Here is a 17907-nt window from a genome sequence, read left to right on the forward strand (position 1 = left end):
TCTACAACAGATAATAGAACTCATGGTAAGATAAAAAAGAGCAGTGATAGCACAAAACTTTCATCAAGAGAAGTATAAAACAATCCGCTTTCCAGGAAATCTAATAGAATGATCTAAAAACTTATTCAGTACCTTTCATAGGGATTCTATAATAACCCCGGTTTGATCATTTAGTGTATGCTACTGTATAAACCAGTTCAATTATTTTTATCAGCCTCATTCCGTGCATGCCTATTGGCAGGACTGCTGATTTTTTGCTTTCCCAATCATGTAAATGCCTGGGTATATCCTGAACACAGAAGAATATCATTGGCTGCCATTCAGCGATTATCATATGGTAACAGGTTAGTGTTAGACCGTTTATGGAGCCTGCTTCAACAGCAACATAGTACACGTTTGGCAACACTGGTTATCGATACATCCAAAGCAGGAAAGGGGCGTTTGCTCGATTATGCCGCATGGCCCGCTATTGCAGGAGACCATAGCTGTTCACCCTCCGATATGCTGAATACCATTCTCCGCTCGCAATGGATATTCAATGTAAATGAGATTGGTGTAAAACTGGGAGAGCGACTGGCAACGGCCCAAAACAGTAGCCAGCGGTCGAATTACCTGCGTAGTTCAGATATGCAGCTACTAAAAAAAGATGCACAGTATGCTACCCGCGCGGGTGTAAACAGTGTTCATTTTTTATTGCCCCGGGAACAGTCAGGAATTACACTTGACCAATACCTGCAAAGCTGTATTCAAAAAGGTGCTGCTTTAAATGCCATGGGCGTATATGCATATTTTCATCGCAGTGCCATGTTGAAAATGATGGCTTATGCACAGGAAACGGAAAATGAACCTGATAAATTATCGTTACTCATTGCAGCCATGGCAGATGAAGCATTCGCCTTACATTTTCTGCAGGATGCTTTTGCAGCGGGTCATATAGCTGGTTCATGGGGTGGCGCAGCTTTGCAGAAGGGAACGCATGATCATTACAATGAAGAAGGACTCGAAATAGAAACCTGGGCCGGGAAAAGGAAAGTAGTAAAAGGCGATGCATGGATGACTGATCAGGATATAGAACTGGCATCTCTCGCAATGAGTCAAAGTCTTTCTCAGTTATTGTCTGTTTTTACGGAACCCCGTACGCAGACAATTGGTTTTGAAATAGTAGAAAGAAAACCTGCGGATTTCAATGTCTGCACCAATCTGTCGATGCCGGAAATGAATGGCGAAACGGCGCTGATAAAAGAAATAATGCTGGTAACGCCCATACCTGGTTTATACAGCGGAGCAGGTGCATTACCTCGTTTCAGAGCAGAGATAGGACCATTTATTGGCATTAGTACATCGTTGAATGTTTCGAGTATTTCTGGTGGGTTTGGTATCGATCAAACAGAAGCCGGAGGGCTTGGTGGACTCGATGCCAATCTTCGGTTTGGTCTGGGACTGGAAGGCGTTATAAACCAGTCGGGAGATGGTTTAATGTTTATAGACCTGGGTTGGCGACAGGAATCAGCTTCTTCCAATACCATTTTTTATAGCGGGGGTGCTGTGGCAACCAATGCGTTTGCTTCTGCTATACCGGCAAGGTCGGCTTATAATATTCGCTTAAGAGTACCTTTTTTCCTGATTCCGGGTGATCTTATTTTTGCAGCCCCGATCCTGGGGCTACTGGCACCATCCGCCTATAAAAAAATGGCAATAGCGGCAGTGAATGGCGGACTTATTCCCTGGCAATCTGCTATTCGAACAAAGGTCGGTCGTTTTCAAATGGTATTGGGAAGAGAAATCGGACTTTCCTTGTATGGACTGCGTGGTGTCCGTGATTTTGTGATCCTGCCCGATAAAAATAATCAGGCGATACTGCTTGAATATCGTTCCAGCAAAATTGAAATGCCCATACTGGAGTACAGGGCCTACAGAAGTTTTTCATCTAACCAGGCCTCCAGTATTATGATGCAGTTGTATGGAGGTGTTGATATACCACACAGCGCAAAAGTAATTGCCCCCATAAATACACCTGTGCCTGAGTTAAAGTCGGTTTGGTTTGCAGGATTACGATTTCTGTTTAACTGGCGACATTATCTCTGATCGTCCTTCAACAAACTCAGGGAAGGTCATTTCTGTTTTTTATTATTTATTCTCCATCGTCATAATATCTCTGTCGAACAGGTATAATCCGCTACGGTCATCGCCCACCATTTCCAGTTTATCATTACAGTCGCGGGCCAGTTTTTCTTCTTCCATCTGTTCCATTACATACCACTGTAAGAAATTATGGGTAGCATAATCCTTTTCACTTAAGGATCGATCAACAAGTTCGTTGATACTGGCACTTACCGCGAGTTCATGTTTTAACAACTCCTCAAATGCCTGCTTGAGCGATACAAAAGTAAGAGTGGGTTGTTTGAGTTCCGGCACTATGGCAAATCCACCTCTTTCGTTGATATAATGAATGAGCTTCAGCATATGCATTCTTTCTTCTTCACTGTGTTTAAAGAAGAAAGAAGTAACACCTTTTAATCCGGGTTGAATTTCTGCCCAGCTACCCATGGCAAGATATGCCTGGGAGCTCTGAGCTTCCATCAGCACTTGTTTGTTTAAGGCCTCGGCCATTGTTTTGCTTAGCATGATCTTTTTTCTTTGAAGGTACAAAGATTAATAGATAGAATTGACGTAGTGTGAGAATGAATTAAGCCACAGATTCACAGATTAGTACTAAATAATCTGTGAATCTGTGGCTTAATTCATTCATGATCATCAATAATTTTTCAAAAAATCAGCATAAATGGAACACGGATTTTCATGATTCTTATGATTTATCATGAAAGATCATCATCATGAAAATCTGTGTTCCATTTATACCTCGGTTGTCGTTTTAATAAACCGGTTCCTGTATTCAATAGGAGTGAGTCCTGTAAGTTTCTTGAAAATATCACGGAAAGCTTTGGTGTCGGTATAGCCTACATCGTACATTACCTGGTTTACATTTTTACGTGAACCCTCAAAATGTTTTTTGGCGGCTTCTATTCTTACCCTTTGCAGGTATTCAATGGGTGAATTATTGGTAGCCTGTTTGAATCTTCTTTCAAAAGTTCTTCGCCCCGTACTGATCATATCAGCCAGTTGTTCAATGCTGAGTTTTTCCTCATAATTTTTTTCAATAAAATCCTGTACCTGTTGAATTTCTGTATCAGTATGATTGCGCTGTCCCCTGAAAATGGCAAACTGGGCCTGACTGTCGCGGCCAATATCCAGTGCGAAATATTTAGAGATCATCACTGCGGTTTCCTTATCAGAAAATTTTTCGATGAGGTAGAGCACCAGGTTCCATAAACTACTCGCACCACCACTGCTGTAAATATTTTCATATTCTGTGATGATGGCGCCGTCTTCTACTGTCACATCAGGGTATTTCTCCCTGAACTCATTGATATAGGCCCAGTGGGTAGAACATTTTTTACCATTCAGTAAACCTGTTTCAGCCAGTAAGAAAGCACCAATACAAAGACTCGCCAGGCTGGTACCTTGCTGGTACAATGTTTTGAAATAGGGTATGGCTTCGGCATTGGCTTCTATGCCTCTTGCAGTATCGCCAAAAGTGGGTGGAATAATCAACAGGTCTGTGGTTTCAACATCTTTCAGCAACCGGTCTGTTTTTATGGTGTACTCACCATTGTTGGCGGTAACATATTGGTGGAGACCTACATATTCTACTTCAAATACCGGCACTTTACCAAATGCGGTAAGAAATTCATTGGCGGTATGAAATGACCTGAACGGAGGTGTAATGGCTTCAATAACACCATATTCAGGAACAAAAACAGAAATACGCATACACTAAGATAGTAAGTAGCCACATAAAAATAGTCATTGTCGCAATCCACCCCTCAACTTGTCGTTTTCATGCATCAACTGTCTGAATTTGCTTTTACATCTTTGTGTGATCAATCAAACAAAAACTTACAACAATGCCTACAAACACAAAAATTACCATTTCAGCACCGGTAGCAGCCCCCATTCAAAAAGTATGGGATGCATGGAACAATCCTGCCGACATCAAAGTATGGAATACAGCACACCCCGACTGGCATTGCCCCAGCAGTGAAAACGATCTGCGTACAGGCGGTTCTTTCAAACACAGGATGGAAGCAAGGGATGGTAGTTTCGGATTCGATTTTGCCGGTGTGTACGACAATGTGATACCACACAAAGAAATAACCTACACCATGGGCGATGGCAGAATGGTGACTACCATTTTTGAAGAACAGGATAACCAGGTGCTGATCACCACCACATTTGATGCAGAATCAGAAAATCCCGCCGAGTTTCAGCAGCAGGGATGGCAGGCCATTCTGAACAATTTTGTACAATATGTGACCAATAAATAATCATAGAGAAAGTTAAATAAAATACACACAAAGACTTTTCATATTGACTTAGCCTTCCGGCCTTAGAAAAAAAGCGTTAAGAAATTTTCGTAATGAAGCGTTAAGCAATGGATGATGCCTGGCTTTATTACACAGATGAAGCACGGGTGCGCTCAATCACAGAACAAAAGATTGGCTTTAGACTTCATCCATTGTAGCGTAATGAAGAAAATTTTAGCTTTTTTTCGGAAGCCTTGACTTTTTTTGTTTCTTTTTTGTGTAAAGACAAAAAAGAAAACAGCAAGTAAGCTTTTAATAAAGAAGCGCAGCAATTGAGACACCTACACCAAAAATTTAAATATAAATCATCATGAAACGCAACAAAATCATTTTCTGGATCGCCACCATCATCATCCTTTTATGGGAAGGCCTCATGCCCTTATCAACCGTGCTGTTTATGCCGGAATATGTAAATGCAGGAACCAAACCGCTGGGCTATCCTGATTATTTTGCTTATGCCCTTATTGTTTGCAAAGTGCTGGGAGCCATCACCATTACTATTACAAAACTGCCGGCCAAACTGAGGGAGTGGGCTTATGCCGGACTTAGTTTCAATCTCCTGTTTGCGGTGATCAGTCATATCATAGTAGATGGTAACATCGGCTTCATACTCATGCCTGTAGCAGTAGGCGCTATTCTTTTTGTATCGTATTACTATCAACCCCAAAAACAGCTACATGACTAAAACAGATTACAAGACAATCGACCAATACCATGCAGCTTTCAGTGGCGATGTTGTTGTACGAATGGAAAAGATCAGGTCGCTGATTAAAGCAGTAGTACCCGGTGTGGAAGAATGTATCAGTTACCAGATACCCTGTTTTAAATACAAGGGCTACCTGATCTATTATGCCGCATTTGCAAAGCATATTACCTTGTCGCATCCTTTTAGCAAGGCATTTCTTGATACGTTTCGGGAAGCATTACAAGGATATAAACTAAGTAAAGCAGCTATTCAATTTCCGAATGATCAACCCCTTCCTGAAAAGATGATCAAGCGTATGGTTGTGTTCCGGAAAAAAGAGAATGAGTTAAAAGGCGGTAAATGAGTATGTCAACAGCGCATAAAGGAAGTGGTATTTTTCTCACATTCAGTGGCGATTGCAGGGAAGCATTTATGCTTTATCATTCCTGTTTCGGCGGAGAATTGGTCATTGATGCATTTACGCAACATATAGAAGGGTGTTCAGCACAACCTGTAATCAGGGCGGTATTGTATGCCCCCAAACTGGTTATACAAGGTTCCGATCTGGTATATAATGAAGGAAGAAGGGTAGGTAATTATATGGCTGTATTGATTGCCTGCAATAGCTATGAAGAAAGAACGCGTTATATAGAGCAGCTTTACGATTATAAACATACCACAGTGTTAACCAGCAGCACCGAGCCACTTGTAGAAATTATAGACAGGTTTGATGTAAGATGGATGTTTGCGATTTAGCAAATAGGATAGAACACAGATTTTCATGATTTTTATGATTGCTCATGACAGATCATAAAAATCATGAAAATTCGTGTTCTATTTAAGAAAAGAGCAGCCACAGATTCACAGATTAAGCGAACTAATCTGTGAATCTGTGGCTATATAAATAAATGCTTCATTCTAAGCCTACTTTATAATTGTACTTATATTTATCGTTCAATTGCCACATATGAAGAAATGGATATTACCACTGGTTTGCTTATTCATGATCGGTTGTCTGCAATCATTTGCTGCGGATGAAAAAACGGCCAAACCTATGCTCACCGGTGCTGAGCAGACAGAGAAATACCTGCCTCTGTTAAAAGGCAAGCGGGTAGCCATGCTGGCCAATCCTACCACCATCATTGGTAAAATACATTTGGTAGACAGTCTGCAGAAACTGGGCGTGAATATTGTAAAAGTATTTGGACCGGAACATGGTTTTCGTGGTAATGCAAGCGCAGGGGTAGAAGTATCAGATGAAAAAGATATGGCAACGGGTATTCCGATCATTTCACTCTATGGAAAGAAAAATAAACCCAGTAAAGAAGACCTGGCAGATGTGGATATCATGATCTACGATATACAGGATGTAGGTGTTCGTTTTTATACCAATATCAATGCATTGGTACGGTTGATGGATGCCTGTGTGGAAAATGGAAAGGAATTATTGATTCTCGATCGCCCCAATCCGAATGCCTATCTGGTAGATGGTCCTGTACTCGATATGAAATACAAATCGGGTATTGGTATGTTTCCCATACCCATGTCGCACGGACTTACCGTGGGTGAATTTGCGCAGATGGCCAATGGCGAAGGCTGGCTGGCCAATCAGGCAAAATGTAATCTCCGCATTATACCTGTTGCCAATTACGATCATGACATGCCATACACATTGCCTGTAAAACCTTCGCCCAACCTGAATACGCAACAGGCCATTCTATTATATCCATCCACCTGTATGTTTGAAGGGGTGTATCTGAACCATGGGCGCGGTACCATGTATCCGTTCACCGTATTGGGCAGTCCGGAGTTAAAAGGTATTTATTCTTTTTCCTATACACCCACCAGTATCAAAGGCATGGCAGAAACACCGCTGTTTATGGACCAGGAATGTTATGGTCTGGATCTGCGCAATTATGATGTAGAAAAACTCAGAAAAAGTAAAAAGATCAATATCAGCTGGATCATGGAATTGTACAAAGCACATCCTTTCAAAGAAAAATTCTTTGAGAAACTGAGTAAAGAAATGAACTCAATTGAAGTGCAGATTGGTGTGGGCGAATTCAGACAGCAGATCATCAATGGCGTTTCAGAAGAAGAAATCCGTAAAAGCTGGGAGCCGGGGTTGAGTCAGTATAAAGAGATGCGAAAGAAGTATTTATTGTATCCCTGATAAAAGTGCATCATGCACAACAGTCAATTTCCAGACCGTATTGTTACCTCGCGCCATGCTTACTTGTTTTTCCGGTAAAAAGGGTTTTTTGTTCGTACCAGGGTCGTACCAAAGCCATATTTGAGCCGGGTTATCTTCACACTTTCTTCGGGTTTTCCCGAAGCCGCTTCGGGGTTTCTTCGGGAACTCCCGAAGAACTCCCGAAGAAACCCCGAAGAAACACCGAACATGGTACGGCGATGGTGTGGAGGATCTTCCTGCAGTTACCGAAGCAGCCCCAATGTCTTATATTATGTCTTGTTCTGAGAATTTTATGGGTAAGTGGCCCGGTATTTCTCCTGGGAGACTTCTCCAGACCTATACGGGTGATACCCGTAGAAAGCGCAATAAAGGCGATTGTGTAGAAAAAATGAAATCATTCAACCGGAAATTTCCAGGGCTCCGGATGTGCATATAAAAAAAGTTTCGACTCTTTAAAGTAGTTGGCCATTTTCATGGCATCTCCCTTTGAATTTTTGGTGGTTTTTACTGTACACCATTTGAGATCGTAAAAATATTGTTCAATGAATACTGTATTCGTTTCACTGATTACTTTCTTTAAATCTGTTAAATCGTTTTCATTTTTCACTTTAACATAGAAATAATTGCCGTAACTGTTTACACAAAGATTGCCCATACTATAGCCAAAAGCATCAAGGCAATCATTGGTTTGCATGGCATAGTGTGCAAATTGCACCATGGGATTTTTTTGCAGGCGGGCAATCGTAGCTGTTATTTCTTCGCAGGTTCTGGGTTGCAAAAATTTCAGGGGTTTAATTTTATTCGTGTAGAATTTGGGCTGATAGGAAGAATCAAATTCTTTGTCGGCAATAACAAAATTCCTGATCTGGCTTTCTGTGGCGTTTGTGTCGAAAGCCACTACAATATAATGGTTGGAAAGCGGACCCAATGAAATAGTAGTATCCTGATAGTAATAGAAATCAACAAAATTACAGGAACTGGTTTCATTCAGTTTCTCCGTGTATTTGTCGCAACCTGTCAGCAGGGTAAATAGTAAAAAAGAGAATAGTGCTGCTTTCATGGTCGGGTTGGCCTTTGGCTGATGGATATCAAATTAAATAAATAGTTCAAGAGTGCAAAACTTTGTATGTTATCCGTAGTATAGTTAATAACTTACTGTCTGCGTATCGTCCCCAATGTTTACCTGCGGAGGTTGTACAAAAATTATGAAAATAAAAGTTAAGTCTGCCGACTAAAAGGACCCTTCGTCGCAAATTCGATCTGCGATCGAAATGCTCCTCAGGGTGACGGTTTGAAGTAGTATAGTTGCGATGGCGATTGGCAAAGCCAATCGCCATCGCAGTTTAGTAATACATGATTCGTCACCCTGAGGAGCATTCAGATCTTCGATCTGAAATTGCGACGAAGGGCTGATTGTAGCATCTGAGCCATATTTCTAATAGCACACACCACTAACATTTTATTTTATCCATCCCGTTCATGCAATATCTTTAGAAGTACCAAACCAAACCTGTCATATGAAGCGGTTCATCAATTTGCTCATTGCTGTATTATTTATGCAGCCCATCCTTGCCCAAAACGAAGCTTTATGGATGAGATATCCATCCATATCGCCCGACGGCAGCACCATTGTATTCAGCTATAAAGGCGACTTGTACAAAGTAAGTGCAGAAGGAGGCACCGCCACAGCATTAACCTCGCATGAAGCACATGATTACCAGCCCGTATGGAGCAGGGATGGAAAGCAAATTGCTTTTGCCAGCGACCGATTTGGCAATTTCGATGTATTTGTCATGTCGGCCAGTGGCGGAGAAGCCACCCGCTTAACGTATCATTCAGCCAATGATTATCCCTTCGATTTTTCTACAGACAATGCAACCGTATTATTTGGCAGTGCCCGGCATACGGTGAACACGAATGTGCGTTTTCCGAGGGGTAATTTATTTCTGCAAACCTATACCGTGCCGGTAAATGGCGGAAGAAGTGTGTTGGTATCTGCTACCGGAATGGAACATGCCCAATACAACCGCACAGGCACCCGTATTATTTACCAGGACAGAAAAGGAACCGAAGACCCCTGGCGCAAACACCAGACTTCCTCCTTAACCAGGGATATCTGGTTATACGATATGAAAGCCAATACCTACACACAGGTAAGCCATTTTGTGGGAGAAGACCGTGAGCCGCTGTTTAGCAGCGATGATACACATGTGTATTACCTGAGTGAGAAAAAAGGCGCGCAGAATATTTTTAAAATGTCGCTGGATGGAAAAGAAGAAAAACAAATCACCAGTTTCAAAGATCATCCGGTTAGGCATTTAACACGTTCAGATAATAACACTTTATGTTTTAGCTGGAATGGCGATATCTATGTAACGAAGAACGATGGCAATGCAAGGAAAATAAATATCAGCATCGTAAGCGATGTAAAAAACAATGCAGAACAGCTGGTGCCGGTAACGGCTACCAATGGCGATTTTGCTGTATCGCCCAATGGCAAAGAGCTGGCATTTATATTCAGGGGTGAGGTTTTTGTAACCAGTGTAGAAGGCGGTATCACCAAAAGAATTACCAATACGCCACAACAGGAAAGAATGGTTGAGTTTGGGGCCGATGGTAAAACGGTGTATTATGCAACAGAACGAAATGGCAGCTGGGATATTTATAAAACCAGTATCGTTAGAAAAGAAGAACCTTATTTCTATGCTTCAACACTCCTGAAAGAAGAAGCAGTGCTGGCCACGGATAAAGAAGAATTTCAACCCGACATTTCTCCCGATGGCAAAGAACTGGCCTACCTGGAAGACCGTAACATGGTGCGGGTCATGAACATAGCCAGCAAAGCAGTACGTACGATTCTTCCGGCCGGTATGAATTTTTCTTATGCAGATGGCGACCAGTATTTTGAATGGAGCCCCGATAGTAAATGGCTGGCCATACGCAGCAGCAAAGGACGCTATGGCAGCAGTGAAGTAGTGATGTATAAAGCAGATGGCACCGATAAAACCGGTACAGACCTTACACAGAGCGGTTTTCAGGATGGTGGCCAGGTTTTTGCTTTTGGTGGAAAAGCACTGGTATGGTCAACCGACAAATACGGTAAGCGACCACTGGCTTACCAGGGCGCCAGAGAAAATGATATATCCATTTTGTTTTTTGACCAGGATACCTACGACCGTTTCAGGCTGAGCAAAGAAGATTATGCTTTATTACAGGAGCTCGATACGAAAGTTAAAAAAGACAGTGCCTGGAAAATAAAAGATTCCATTGCCAGACAAAACTGGCAACCTGATTTTGCCAATGTGCACGATCGCAAAATAAGACTCACACCCAACTCAATGGTGATTGGTGCATTTACTTTATCGAACGATGGCAGTAAATTATGGTACACCGCAACCACTGAAAGAAATACAGATTTGTGGGAGATGAATACCAGAACGCGCGAAACACGTATTGTAACAAGGGTAGCACCCGGTGCAGGTTTTGTGGTGAGTGCCGATGGAAAATCCTTGTTCCTCAATAGTGGTCAGGGGCTGGCTAAATTTGAAACAGAATCAGCAAAAATATCACCCATCGGTATCAGAAGCGAAATGGTATTGAATGCGGCAGGTGAAAGGGCCTATATTTTTGAACATGCCTGGCGGCAGGTGAAGAAAAAATTCTATGACCCCAACCTGCATGGACTCAACTGGGACATGTATAAACAGGCTTACGCAAAGTTTCTGCCGCATATCAATAACAATTACGATTTCCAGGAATTGCTGAGTGAAATACTGGGCGAACTCAATGCCTCACATACAGGAGGCAGGTATAGTCCGCAGGCCCAGAACGCAGACCAGACAGCATCGCTGGGTATATTTGTGGATGAGTTTAGTGGGGGAGATGGACTGAAGATTACCGAGATCATCAAAAATGGTCCGCTCGATATAGCCGGCAGCAGGATAAAAGCAGGTATGCTGATAGAAAAAATAGATGGAGAAAATATCAGTTCATCTATCGACTGGGCCAGGCTCTTAAACCGAAAAGCGGGCAGTTATGTATTACTCTCTGTGTTGGATGCTGCAACCAATACCCGTTTTGAAGAAACAGTAAAACCCATCAGTTTAGCGGCTGAACAAGGTTTGTTGTATAACCGTTGGGTAAATACCATGCGTGCTATGGTAGACAAATTGAGTAATGGTAAAGTAGGTTATGTGCATGTACAGGGCATGAACGATGGAAGCTACAGAACCGTGTATGAAGAAGTATTGGGCAGAAATGCCGACAAGCAGGCATTGATTGTAGATACCCGCTTTAATGGCGGAGGCTGGCTGCATGAAGACCTTTCTAATTTTCTGGATGGCAAAAACTATATCACATTCAAACCCTATGGTTATAGTGCCGAAGGGGGAGAGCCACAGGGCAAATGGTTTAAACCCAGCTGTGTGCTCATGAGTGAAAGCAATTACAGCGATGCCCATACATTTCCTTATGCCTACCGAGCCAAAGGCATTGGTAAATTAATTGGCATGCCCGTACCGGGTACCAGCACATCTGTTTGGTGGGAAACCCAGATAGACCCCACCCTGGTATTTGGCATACCCATGATTGCGAATATTGGCGTTAAAGAGAAAAGACCCTTAGAAAATTTTCAGTTGGAACCCGATATCCGTGCCACCCTGCCTTACGATGCGCTGATCAATGGTAAGGATACACAGATAGAAGCGGCGGTGAAGGAGATGTTGAGGGTGATTGGGGGAGCGGGTAAAGATTACTGAGGGAAATTTTAAAACCGATGCTAGTTTTACTAACAGCGGTTTTTAGTTTGCATGGTTACCGCAAGTTGGAAATTTGAAAAACCAAATAAATCCTTTGGATTGTCACTTATCGCAAGGAGTAACAAGACTTCTAATACGGGGCATCTGCAAGTCGTATTTTCTAGTTTCACAACTATTGACTTTCGAGATATGCAAGATGTGTTTCTACTCTCATCAACAAGCCAATGTTTCTTTTGAAGAAGAGTTTGTCGGCTGAGTCGAAGCCCTCTCGTATGCAACTCGCAAGAATCCTAATATCCCACGGAATCCTAGCCGACGTTTTTTGTTGCTGTCTAGCTTTTGTTACAACTATTAGGGAGAGTAGGCCTAGACCAAAACTGAGCTCCGGAAGCAACCTTATAACAAAATTCCGTGCCTTAGGTAGAAAGGGAGTTGTTTGTGGCTGACCGACGTTTGGAATTAGTTCATTCAGTTGATTCAAAGGGACTCCATTTACATACTTTTTCAGTATGTTAGCTACTTGTGATAAATTGTTTACAACAGCGTCAATACTTGCTTCCGGTTTTAAACCAACCACTTTTTTTATTTGATTAATGGTGCTAGTTTTTGTGAAAACCTTCTCCAAGTAGTCTGAGTCAGATTTTAGCCACGTAAAGAAATAATCTATGTATTCAGGAATTGATTTTGATAAAAACGCTTTGGAATCCTCTTTGTTGATAGCTTCACTAAGGGCGTTAATTATAAACGGTTCCAGTCCTGTTTTGTAAGCAATATCTTTTAGCCAAGAAGGTTCTTTAGACTCATCCAGTTCATTCCGACGGTCGAGTAACTTACGGACCTGTTGACTAAATTCTTCTTCTTTTTTTTCCAATCTATATTTATAAGCAAAAAGAGAATTGTTAAACAGGTTTACAGTTTCATTATCTGCAATTTTTTCAGGTTTGAATCTGTGAAGGATATTTAATTGTTCCGAAGACAATGGTGTCGCTTCTTCTTGAAGCGAATCCAAGAAGAATTCTAAGGGGTCTTCGATACTAAGGCATTGATCGCCTTTGGAGAACACTTTGTTTCGCAAGTCCCACCAGCGATTGGAAATAGTGTTTTCTTTGATTAAAACCAGTTCTCCTGGGATAAGTATAACAGCGCCTTGTGAGGATAAGCCTGCTCTGCCAGCCCTACCAGCAGCATTCAAGAGTTCATGCGGCTTCACGGTTTGTCTTGTTTCATCGGCCTCGTCATATCTGTCGTCACCTGCGATGATTACTATTTCGGCTGGCAGGTTAATACCCTGTGCTAATGTTGCTGTAGCAACAAGTGCAATTGACCCATGCGGTTTTTTAAAGTCACTTTCTATTAGTATCCTTTCTATAGGGAGAAGCAATCCGTGGTGCATACTCACCTTTTCGTAGAAACCAAAGTAGCTATGTGTTAAATTACCTAGCTCTGCTTCAAGACTCTTTGCATAGTTTGTAGAAGAAATGTCAAGTTCCTCTAAGCCGATCGATAACCCAGACAATTGTTGTGAAATTCGCGATGCTGTTGAGTTGGCGATTTTTGGGTTGTCGACAAATACCAAAGTTTTAAGACCCATTTTCGAAAAGTGTATTGCAAGGTCGGCGGCGATCTCATTGCGATTCGGGGTCAGATCCCAGTAGTTGTTTATTCCGAGTGTAACCTGATCTTCAAGTATTGTAGTTCTGAAATAATCCTGATCGTCGGTTGTATCCCATATATTTTTTAGACTAAAAAAACATTGTGGCTCTGCTTTGACTCTTTTTTTCAGGTTCTTTGGAGGGCTTTTAGTAGTGGCTGTAGCCCTAACAATTTCTATTTCTCTTTTAAGTGCTTTTATCTCATCATCGTCAAATACTAAGCATCCGTGCAGTTGTCTCGTGGGTTTCCAATTTGATGCGAATAGAAAGCATGAGCGTTTTGTGACTTCCGTTACCCATGACCTTATTTCTTCTCCGTTTTCGACCATTGCAGATATAAGCAAATAATCAGCCTCAGGATGCATGGTAAAGAGAGAGAGAAGACAATACATAGCATCTATAGCTCTTCTGTCTTTTTTCAAATCTCTACCGCTAATAAGATGGAATTCGTCGAATATTACAAGACCAAGGTTTGAAAAATATTGAGGACTTATGTTTAACAGAGTAAGGCATCTTTCTGGTGTCATAACCTGAAATGGAAAATCATTATCCAGACCAAGCTCAGAGTACTCACTATCAAAAGTAAAATTTATTGGATTGAAATCGTCAAATAAAGACTTTAGATTTCGAGAAACCTGATCCTCTAATGCATGTGTAGGCACAAGGTAAATGGCACGCTTACCTGCATATAAGCATGAAGCTAGTTTCAATTCCGAAAGTGTTGACTTTCCGGCGCCTGTTGGGAAAGTAAGAATGGCGGAATTACCTTGATCAAGAAATGAAGAATTAGTTGCCTCTTTGTGATTTTCCCATAAATAAGGTCGTTGTGAAGCCAGTTTTTCAAGGAATGCTCTCCATAGGATAGGATCAGTAAATCGTGGTGCTGGTATATTTATGGTAGCCCTGTCATATATGTCTTCTCCTAGGATTTTTAATAATCTTGCAAGCCTATAAGGCCCCGATAAAACACTTCCTTGGTCAAAAAAAACCTGTTTTGATACTGATAGATCAATGACCTTATCAAAATGATTTTCTACACTGTTTGGTGGTTTTCCTGTGAGTTTTCGAGCCATTTCTATAATTCCCAAGCCAATTTCTCTCCACAGATAGTTGAGAGCAACTGCCTGAATTTCTTGATTTGTATTTATCTCGCTTTCTGAAAATACAAGATTACTTATACCTAGTAACCTTCCTGTTGCAAGTGCTGTTATAGATTTAATTAACAATTGCTGTACGACTTCTTCATTTGGATTTTCGGCAAAAAACTGGGCTGCTTCTGCTGCATCTGCTTGACTGTTTCCTATTAGGAATAGTATGATTGCTGCAAGATTTGGTGAAATAGCATCTATCTCTAGTGTTTTTGTGGCAGGTTGTAATATTCTTAGTTTATATATTAAACTATTTGCTGTGGCAGCAACGAATGCTATAGCCTCTTTCTGTGGATGTCTGGGATTACTGAGTAAAATAGTCTCCAAGTTATTAGTAAGCTGAAGAAGAAGATCAATACTTGACTGTAGCTCGTTATTGTCCGTAGTGATTGTGCCATCAGCAACCTGCCGCCGTAGGGTAATAACTTCTGCATATATTCTGGTAAGGATTTGGGGCAATCTTTCAGTATCTGTATCTCCGATAGAAGGGATACTCCTGATTTTTTGTTCTGTGATACTGTTATACATTCGAAGACTGTTGTTGAATAAGGAAAGCAATTACTTTTTGAGAGAATAATTCCATCCAGACTCTGATGTCATCCTTATTTATAGTAGAGGCAAATCGTCGGTGCGGGTTATCACCCAGTACACACTCATCATAGCCTTTAAACAATTTTTTTCTTTTTGGAGTAGCCTGGTATTTATCATTCCTATTTATTCCCACCCGGTATTTCCAGAATGAACGATCGTAAATATTATTTCTGTTCGCTTGGAGAACATCGCCATCATTAATAAGCTCGATCATAGCCGAAACCCTGCTCATTACCTTGTTATTCTGTTCTCCGGCTTCAAATCCTCTAAATTCTTTCCAGACATTAGGGAGGATGCTGCGTTGATTATTAGTGCATTTGTCTTCCGTAATTGTAATCGATATAATTTTAAAATTTTCGTCAAGTAACAATGCGACTCCATCTAGGCCATGTTGTGCAACAGCATCATGCGGTTGTTGACAGTAGAACCTTTTTCCTTTGTTTTCTGTCAATAGAGAAAGCCAGGAAATAATCTGAAAGATCCAGCCATCTCTTTTCTCGATATCAATTGAATCTTTACCATCCTTCTTTAGCTTTTGTATTGCCAGGTCAATATCAGAATTACTGAATGAAGGGGGAGTGGCAGCTAACTCATTGATTATGCGTTTTACATGTGTAAAATGGCCTAAAATAATTGTACCAACATAAGAGGCAAGTAAATCTTCGTCAATAATCTCGAATTCATTATCGATGACTAATGGAGAACAATCAATTGCGTTAAAACTAAATGCCATTTAAAATTTTTTGTAATGGAATGTAGATTACTAAGTTGTTTTTTACGAGTAGACTAACTGGTGAGTCTAAAGATAATAAAAAAACTAAATACAAGTAGGCATATAGTTTTGACATAAAATCTAGTATACCTGAAACTCATCTTGCAAGCGATATATCAGTTTCAAATAATCACATAATAAGTATTAAGTTCTTTGAGATACACCTTTTGGAATGTTACGAAACTTTCCAAAAGTTTTTTTTCTCCGTAGGGTTTACTTAAAGCAAAGAAGTTCGTCGAAGAGTCTCCGAGGCACGAGGGACTCTTCGTGTTACACCGCTAGGGTGTATCAATTGCTTTGAAGCTTACAGATTCTTTGCCGAATAATCGGGCAATAAAATTAATCATTAACTTTCCTGTGAGTGAGCGTTCGCAAAGTCCTCTGCGAGAGACGTTTGCGGGGAACGTTCAAAAAGGAGACACTTCGGAGATGGAAAGGGCAATAAGACAGCTAGATAGTTAGGAGAAAATATATTCTTCATAAACATCATTATCATAATTCTGATCTTTCGTTTTTGTTTTATCAAAGTAAAATTTACTTATTAATACGTGCCCTTCATTATTGATTGAAACTGTTTTCGGTAATCCTGAAAGTCTGATACTTTCTTGATAAGATTGGTTGTCAATATCTATTAAGTAAAGAACAAAGCCGGGTTCATTGTTAGGGAAACTCCATCTGATAAGGACTAATTTTTTAAAATCCTCGGTAAAGGCAAATTTATCTTGCCAACCACTTTTAGGTAAATGAAGGGCGTTAATGCCGATAAGTTCAATATCGCAAGTATTATATGGGGAACCCATGCGGATTTCTGATAGATTTGAAATTTTTACTTCAACCAAATTCATAAGACTTAATATAACATTTCTTCCTGTAAACTATACCCCCAAACAAAAATCGCCATAAGTTTTCACTTACAGCGGTTAAAAATCTAGATCGTTGCCCGACCCGGATTATCTTCTAACCGATTCCCGGAGCATCTTCATCAGCTTTCTGATATAAACAGGTGTGATACAACTTTTGGAAAGTTCAGAAGCGTTCCAAAAGTTTACTTCGCGGGTTACCTTAAAAGAAAAAGCCCCACATTTCTGAGATACAGCTTTTGGAAAGTTCCGAAACTTTCCAAAAGTTCCCGAGGCATTCTTAAAACTAAAAACTGCCATAAGCTACCACTTACAGCGGTTTTAGATTTAGATTGTTGACTTAAATGTATTTTGTCGAACCAGTTTTTATATAATTTTAAACTTATAGCTGGCCTATCGTTTTAAATTGCAACTCATAATTTTCTGCAACGCACTCAAATACACTATCCTTGAAAAAGAAAATATAATGTTTTAATTCGCGGTTTTGATCTTGATTGAGAATCACGAAGGGACGGGGAAAGTCCGTTTCCCATTTGCTATTTAAGCTGTAAAATTCCCCCCAGGGAAGTTCCGTGTATTTATATCTATATTGGTCATTATAATAGCCTTCATCATTCATACTGTTGAATGAGTATTTATGACAATTGATAAAAGTCAGTTGTGCTTTATCCCCCTCTTTGAAGTTGTCGTAAAGAAAATAATTTAAGAAAAAATCAAGTGTTACGTTATTCCTTTTAACCGATAATTCGATAGCAGGCGAATTTGGGTCAGCATTCCAGTCTGTTGTTAATCGAGTAAATTCCATGACTATAAATATACAAAAC

Annotated in this window: 14 protein-coding genes; 7 read left to right on the forward strand and 7 right to left on the reverse strand. The window is 40.7% G+C overall.

The features are described from left to right. The first annotated feature begins 177 nt into the window (after window positions 1-177). Window positions 178-2085: a hypothetical protein gene (locus ACH3Z1_RS14695; protein WP_490822747.1), complete on the forward strand. Its 1908-nt coding sequence runs from the start codon at window positions 178-180 to the stop codon at window positions 2083-2085. Window positions 2086-2127: 42 nt separating this feature from the next. Here the strand turns inward: ACH3Z1_RS14695 and ACH3Z1_RS14700 are convergent, their stop codons facing one another. After that, window positions 2128-2625 carry a ferritin gene (locus ACH3Z1_RS14700; protein WP_490822748.1) on the reverse strand — a complete coding sequence of 166 codons (498 nt, stop codon included), beginning with the start codon at window positions 2623-2625 and terminating at the stop codon, window positions 2128-2130. Between the two features lie 228 nt (window positions 2626-2853). Further along, on the reverse strand, window positions 2854-3831 hold the full coding sequence (locus tag ACH3Z1_RS14705; protein WP_490822749.1) for a GlxA family transcriptional regulator: 978 nt from the start codon (window positions 3829-3831) through the stop codon (window positions 2854-2856). A gap of 134 nt (window positions 3832-3965) precedes the next feature. On the opposite strand from ACH3Z1_RS14705, the gene ACH3Z1_RS14710 reads away from it, so the two are divergent. The 5 genes from ACH3Z1_RS14710 to ACH3Z1_RS14730 all read left to right on the forward strand — a co-directional run bounded on the left by ACH3Z1_RS14710 (window position 3966) and on the right by ACH3Z1_RS14730 (window position 7282). Next, complete coding sequence (locus ACH3Z1_RS14710) at window positions 3966-4385, forward strand: SRPBCC family protein (protein WP_490822750.1); 420 nt, start codon at window positions 3966-3968, stop codon at window positions 4383-4385. A gap of 349 nt (window positions 4386-4734) precedes the next feature. Continuing rightward, a complete protein-coding gene (locus ACH3Z1_RS14715; protein ID WP_490822751.1) occupies window positions 4735-5109 on the forward strand; it encodes a DoxX family protein in 375 nt (124 codons plus the stop codon). Then, window positions 5102-5473, forward strand: coding sequence for an iron chaperone (locus ACH3Z1_RS14720; RefSeq protein ID WP_490822752.1), 372 nt, complete (start codon window positions 5102-5104; stop codon window positions 5471-5473). The genes ACH3Z1_RS14715 and ACH3Z1_RS14720 overlap by 8 nt, the downstream gene beginning before the upstream one ends. Beyond that, on the forward strand, window positions 5470-5865 hold the full coding sequence (locus tag ACH3Z1_RS14725; RefSeq protein WP_490822753.1) for a VOC family protein: 396 nt from the start codon (window positions 5470-5472) through the stop codon (window positions 5863-5865). The genes ACH3Z1_RS14720 and ACH3Z1_RS14725 overlap by 4 nt, the downstream gene beginning before the upstream one ends. Window positions 5866-6076: 211 nt before the next feature. Next, window positions 6077-7282 carry an exo-beta-N-acetylmuramidase NamZ family protein gene (locus ACH3Z1_RS14730; RefSeq protein WP_490822754.1) on the forward strand — a complete coding sequence of 402 codons (1206 nt, stop codon included), beginning with the start codon at window positions 6077-6079 and terminating at the stop codon, window positions 7280-7282. 415 nt (window positions 7283-7697) lie between these two features. On the opposite strand, the gene ACH3Z1_RS14735 is transcribed toward ACH3Z1_RS14730, so the two are convergent. Further along, on the reverse strand, window positions 7698-8363 hold the full coding sequence (locus ACH3Z1_RS14735; RefSeq protein WP_490822755.1) for a hypothetical protein: 666 nt from the start codon (window positions 8361-8363) through the stop codon (window positions 7698-7700). Between the two features lie 457 nt (window positions 8364-8820). Here ACH3Z1_RS14735 and ACH3Z1_RS14740 point away from each other — a divergent pair, with 457 nt between their 5' ends. Continuing rightward, complete coding sequence (locus tag ACH3Z1_RS14740; RefSeq protein ID WP_490822756.1) at window positions 8821-12060, forward strand: S41 family peptidase; 3240 nt, start codon at window positions 8821-8823, stop codon at window positions 12058-12060. 172 nt (window positions 12061-12232) lie between these two features. Here ACH3Z1_RS14740 and ACH3Z1_RS14745 read toward each other — a convergent pair whose 3' ends face one another. From ACH3Z1_RS14745 to ACH3Z1_RS14760, 4 genes are all read right to left on the reverse strand, one after another. Further along, complete coding sequence (locus tag ACH3Z1_RS14745; protein WP_490822757.1) at window positions 12233-15388, reverse strand: DEAD/DEAH box helicase; 3156 nt, start codon at window positions 15386-15388, stop codon at window positions 12233-12235. After that, window positions 15381-16184: a hypothetical protein gene (locus ACH3Z1_RS14750; protein WP_490822758.1), complete on the reverse strand. Its 804-nt coding sequence runs from the start codon at window positions 16182-16184 to the stop codon at window positions 15381-15383. Before ACH3Z1_RS14750 ends, ACH3Z1_RS14745 begins: the two co-directional genes overlap by 8 nt. A gap of 497 nt (window positions 16185-16681) precedes the next feature. Beyond that, complete coding sequence (locus tag ACH3Z1_RS14755) at window positions 16682-17068, reverse strand: hypothetical protein (protein ID WP_490822759.1); 387 nt, start codon at window positions 17066-17068, stop codon at window positions 16682-16684. A 397-nt stretch (window positions 17069-17465) separates the two neighbouring features. Further along, window positions 17466-17888: a hypothetical protein gene (locus tag ACH3Z1_RS14760; RefSeq protein WP_490822760.1), complete on the reverse strand. Its 423-nt coding sequence runs from the start codon at window positions 17886-17888 to the stop codon at window positions 17466-17468. Window positions 17889-17907: the final 19 nt, after the last annotated feature.

The organism is Sediminibacterium sp. FW305-C-49 (assembly GCF_058231085.1).

Coding starts and splice junctions, on each gene's coding strand:
- ACH3Z1_RS14750 (WP_490822758.1), bottom strand. CDS start 16,184: ATGGCATTTAGTTTTAACGCAATTGATTGTTCTCCATTAGTCATCGAT.
- ACH3Z1_RS14695 (WP_490822747.1), top strand. CDS start 178: ATGCTACTGTATAAACCAGTTCAATTATTTTTATCAGCCTCATTCCGT.
- ACH3Z1_RS14715 (WP_490822751.1), top strand. CDS start 4,735: ATGAAACGCAACAAAATCATTTTCTGGATCGCCACCATCATCATCCTT.
- ACH3Z1_RS14740 (WP_490822756.1), top strand. CDS start 8,821: ATGAAGCGGTTCATCAATTTGCTCATTGCTGTATTATTTATGCAGCCC.
- ACH3Z1_RS14725 (WP_490822753.1), top strand. CDS start 5,470: ATGAGTATGTCAACAGCGCATAAAGGAAGTGGTATTTTTCTCACATTC.
- ACH3Z1_RS14720 (WP_490822752.1), top strand. CDS start 5,102: ATGACTAAAACAGATTACAAGACAATCGACCAATACCATGCAGCTTTC.
- ACH3Z1_RS14700 (WP_490822748.1), bottom strand. CDS start 2,625: ATGCTAAGCAAAACAATGGCCGAGGCCTTAAACAAACAAGTGCTGATG.
- ACH3Z1_RS14735 (WP_490822755.1), bottom strand. CDS start 8,363: ATGAAAGCAGCACTATTCTCTTTTTTACTATTTACCCTGCTGACAGGT.
- ACH3Z1_RS14730 (WP_490822754.1), top strand. CDS start 6,077: ATGAAGAAATGGATATTACCACTGGTTTGCTTATTCATGATCGGTTGT.
- ACH3Z1_RS14705 (WP_490822749.1), bottom strand. CDS start 3,831: ATGCGTATTTCTGTTTTTGTTCCTGAATATGGTGTTATTGAAGCCATT.
- ACH3Z1_RS14745 (WP_490822757.1), bottom strand. CDS start 15,388: ATGTATAACAGTATCACAGAACAAAAAATCAGGAGTATCCCTTCTATC.
- ACH3Z1_RS14760 (WP_490822760.1), bottom strand. CDS start 17,888: ATGGAATTTACTCGATTAACAACAGACTGGAATGCTGACCCAAATTCG.
- ACH3Z1_RS14710 (WP_490822750.1), top strand. CDS start 3,966: ATGCCTACAAACACAAAAATTACCATTTCAGCACCGGTAGCAGCCCCC.
- ACH3Z1_RS14755 (WP_490822759.1), bottom strand. CDS start 17,068: ATGAATTTGGTTGAAGTAAAAATTTCAAATCTATCAGAAATCCGCATG.